Source organism: uncultured Vibrio sp. (assembly GCF_947488985.1).
Lineage (GTDB): Bacteria > Pseudomonadota > Gammaproteobacteria > Enterobacterales > Vibrionaceae > Vibrio.
Genome location: NZ_CANLBV010000160.1, coordinates 1 through 4,299, shown reverse-complemented (window position 1 = coordinate 4,299; position 4,299 = coordinate 1). Strand labels below are relative to the sequence as shown.

Sequence of the window (4,299 nt, the reverse complement as noted above, 5' to 3'; positions counted from 1 at the left end):
CGCTGGCATTCATGTTGATGTGGCTACCGATGTATTGTTGAACACGGAATGTACAGCAAAGATCAACACGCCCTAGACACTCAATCATGTGGAGTCATAGCAAGATGAAACTCATCTCTACGTCCCAAAGGGCAATACCGCAAGTAAAGCTCATGGATACGAAGAATGACAAGCATGGTCGGTGTAGACAGGAGGGCGAGTCTTGGTGACCTCAACTTCGTTGATGGAGCAAATCTGCTCTTCAACCAATTTGAATCAAGCTCTTAGACGCGTGAAGAAGAACAAAGGGTGTGCAGGAGTCGACAAGCTCGACATCAACGCCACTATCTCAAGACTTCGATAGGCATCAAACGGGCAAGAGCTTCGCCAGAATCTTCTGGATGGAAGCTATCAACCTCAACCTGTTCTTGGTGTAAAAATCCCCAAAGCTAGTGGTGGCGTAAGGCAATTAGGTATCCCAACAGTCCTTGATAGGGTAGTCCAACAGGCAATCACATCAGTGCTGTCATGTATCTATGAGCCGAAGTTCTCCGACAGTAGTTACGGGTTTAAACCCAACCGCAGTGCGCATTATGCATTGGCGGCCGCCAGTCGCTACATCCGAGAGGGTCGAGGTTATGTAGTGGATATTGACCTAGCAAAATACTTCGATACAGTGAATCACGATAGGCTAATGCACAGGCTGTCACAAGATATTGCTGATAAACGCGTGCTAAAGCTAATTAGGTCATACCTACAGGTAGGCATAATGCGACATGGACAAGTTGAGTAGAGACAACGAGGCACACCACAGGGTGGGCCATTATCTCCGCTACTATCAAATATTGTATTAGATGAACTGGATAAAGAGCTAGAGCGTAGAGGGCATAAGTTCTGTCGATATGCAGATGACTGCCAAATCTACGTGCGTAGTGAGGAAGCCGCTCATCGAGTCAAAGAGTCGATAACGGAGTTCTTGGAGCAGAAACTAAAGCTGACGGTAAACCGTAAGAACAGTGCAGCAACGAGAGTGACAAAGCGAACTTACCTAAGCCATCGCTTCCAGATAGATGGAACAATCGGGATATCGAAGACGGCACAAGCTCAAATGAAGAAGCGAGTGCGGAAAATAACGAAGCGAAATCGAGGACGAGAGTTACAGGTGATAATCACGGAGTTAACTCAATATCTAAGAGGATGGCAACACTACTTCAAGCTTACTGTTCGTAAAAGTGCAATGCAGCGCTTAGATGAATGGATACGGCGTAGACTAAGGTGCTACCGACTAAAGCAGCGCAAACGCAGACACAGCATAGCGACATGGTTACAGTGACAAGGTGTAACGGAGCGTAATGCGTGGAAGCTAGCGATGTCAGATAAGGGTTGGTGGCATCTAGCTTTAACGGCACAGGTTAATCACGGCATGCCAATAAAATGGTTCGATGAGTTGGGGTTATACTCGTTGCGAGATGGGTATGAGTCACTGAAAGTATATTCGGAACCGCCGTATGCGACCCACGCTTGTACGGTGGTGTGAGAGGACGGAGGCCGTGAGGCCTCCTCCTACTCGATTCCTACTCAAGAAATAAAATAAATGAACCACCGTTTTGTTTTATTTCCTGTTATGTAATAATAAGTTCAATAACGTTAAGAGGATTTCCTATGAGCCAAGTTACTCGTGTCGCTATAATCGGCGAATGCATGGTTGAATTAACCAAAAATCAAGGTGAGCTAAAACAGAGCTTTGGTGGTGATACACTAAATACGGCGGTTTACCTGTCAAGATTAACTGAGCAGCATGGAGTGACCACGTCATACGTGACCGGGCTAGGGCGAGACTCGTTCAGCCAAGAAATGTTAACTGCTTGGCAAGAAGAGAAGATCAATACAGAGATGGTCTACTTATCTAAAGACAAGTTGCCGGGTATGTATGCGATTGAAACTGCAGACGATGGTGAGCGTAGTTTCCATTACTGGCGAAATGACTCGGCGGCGAAATATTGGTTACGTGATCATTCAGTCGAAACATTAGCCAATCAATTTTGTCAGCATCAAATGATCTACTTAAGTGGCATCAGTTTGGCGATTCTGCCACAAGATTGTTTAGAGTCTCTTATTAAACTACTGAAGATTTGCCGCAATGAAGGGGTGAAGATCGCGTTTGATAACAACTTCCGTCCAGCCCTATGGAGTGATTTGGATGTTGCTCGTTCTGTGTATAAAGAAATTTTGTTACTCACTGATATGGCGTTTTTAACATTTGATGATGAAGTGTTGCTTTGGGGCGATGAGACGGAACAACAAGCCATTGATCGTACGTTAGCGCTTGGCGTAGAAGAAATTGTTGTGAAGCGCGGTGGTGAAGAGTGTTTTGTTGTGAATCAGGACATGTTTGAGTCGGTTGCTGCTAATAAAATTGACAAGATTGTTGATACCACAGCGGCGGGTGACTCATTTAGTGCTGGCTATCTTGCTAAGCGTATTCTTGGTGGTGATATGAGTGAATCTGCACGCACAGGGCATCTGGTTGCTGGAACCGTCATCCAATATCGTGGTGCGATTATTCCATCAGAAGCAATGCCAACTATCTAAATGAATTTTAGAAAAATTAAGAGAAGTAAAATGAAAACATTGAATGAAAGGTTATCTGAAATCAAAGTAGTACCTGTAATTGCAATTAAAGACGCGTCTAAAGCATCTAAGCTAGCTGAAGTATTGATTGAGAATGGTATGCCATGTGCAGAAATCACTTTTCGCACTGAGCAAGCATTCGATGCCATCAAAGCAATGCGTGAAGCGTTCCCTGAAATGCTGATTGGTTCAGGTACAGTGCTGACAAAGGAGCAAGTTGATCTGTCGATTGAAGCGGGTGTTGATTTTGTGGTTAGTCCGGGCTTTAACCCAACAACCGTGAAGTACTGTCAGCAACGTAATGTAACGATTGTTCCGGGTGTGAATAACCCAAGTCTTGTTGAGCAAGCGATGGAGATGGGCCTACGCACATTGAAATTCTTCCCTGCGGAACCATCTGGTGGCGTTAACATGCTGAAAGCGCTAACAGCTGTGTACCCAGTTAATTTCATGCCTACAGGTGGCGTGAACCCTAAGAATGTGAATTATTACCTAGCGATTCCAAGTGTATTGGCTTGTGGCGGTACGTGGATGGTGCCAAACGATTTGATCGATAACGAAAAGTGGGAAGAGCTTGCGGTTTTAGTTCGTGAAGTTGCTGGGATTATCGATTAAACTCCTGTCTTATTATCAATAATTTAGTATTCATCATTAAGGATAACCCCTAGTGATGAATACTGTTTTAATCTTTTATAGCTCGTCTACTTAAATATTTTTCAGTAACTCATTTCAATCGTTAATGGTTCTTCATGGCTTTGTTGCGTAATTCAATGGAATTAAATCCTACCTAATGATGAAGCTTTGCTATACCCGTGATCATTGAAGATGCTTGATTGTCGATGAAATCAGGATCATGCTACGTACCATGAAAATAATACTGACTCCTCAACAGAAATAGCTACTTGAAAAGATGCACGACTCAACTCGTGATGGTCGAGTGCGTGACCGCACCAAAGCGGTTTTACTAACGTTTGAAGGTTGGAGTTAGGCAATGATTTCTTAAGCGCTTCGTATTCACGAATCGACCGTTGCTCGCCACCTCAGTGATTGTGTTCTTTCTGAAAAACTTAAGCTTGAAAACGGTGGTAGCCAAAACCGACTTTCTGCTGAGCAAACTATGCAACTTATCAGCATCTGGCTGAGAAAACGTACTTTCATACCCACCAAATTGTCGCTTATGTACAAGCTGAGTTTGGCATTCTCTATACCGTTGCTGGCATGAATAAGTGGTTACATCATCATGGCTTCTCATATAAGAAGCCAAAAGGTGTGCCGCACAAGTTTAATCCAAAGATCCAGCAAGCCTTTATCGAGCACTACAACAAGACGCTACGAAAAGGCCAAGACAAAGTGATTAAGACAACGGGCAGTCGAACTCGTCTTAATATTATCCGTGCGTTACCACTTCAAAATATTGGTGCAACCGTGACAGACACGTATGACACGATAAACAGCGAGAGCATCGTACGCTTCTTCTGGAAGCTCAAAAGGAGCATTACCCGTTGAAGTAAAAAGTTCACTTAGTTCTTGATGGCGCTGCCTATCATCAGTCAAAACTGGTAAAAAATGCGGCAAAGTGCTCAATATCGAGCCTCATTACTTACCACCTTACAGTGGTTTTGTTGCTTAATTCAGATAGAAGACATGCCTGGTCCATAGTTGCCTAATTCTTAAACAATGCACTGAGTT

2 protein-coding genes and 2 pseudogenes are annotated in these 4,299 nt (G+C 43.8%); all 4 read left to right on the top strand.

What is annotated here, in order from left to right; all coding sequences use genetic code 11:
• Positions 1–223 precede the first annotated feature (223 nt).
• A pseudogene (gene ltrA / locus Q1A70_RS20895) lies at positions 224–1,516 on the top strand (group II intron reverse transcriptase/maturase).
• A gap of 125 nt (positions 1,517–1,641) precedes the next feature.
• Entirely contained in the window at positions 1,642–2,571 is a 930-nt protein-coding gene (locus tag Q1A70_RS19085; protein WP_299695431.1) for a sugar kinase, read from the top strand.
• Between the two features lie 30 nt (positions 2,572–2,601).
• Positions 2,602–3,225, top strand: a complete 624-nt coding sequence (locus Q1A70_RS19080) for a bifunctional 4-hydroxy-2-oxoglutarate aldolase/2-dehydro-3-deoxy-phosphogluconate aldolase (protein WP_299695429.1) — start codon at positions 2,602–2,604, stop codon at positions 3,223–3,225.
• Between the two features lie 295 nt (positions 3,226–3,520).
• Positions 3,521–4,225 (top strand): annotated as a pseudogene (locus tag Q1A70_RS19075) (winged helix-turn-helix domain-containing protein); the annotation flags it as partial.
• Between the last annotated feature and the right edge of the window lie 74 nt (positions 4,226–4,299).

Excerpts from the sequence above, each read along its gene's own strand:
- Q1A70_RS19085 (WP_299695431.1), top strand. The coding sequence starts at position 1,642 with ATGAGCCAAGTTACTCGTGTCGCTATAATCGGCGAATGCATGGTTGAA.
- Q1A70_RS19080 (WP_299695429.1), top strand. The coding sequence starts at position 2,602 with ATGAAAACATTGAATGAAAGGTTATCTGAAATCAAAGTAGTACCTGTA.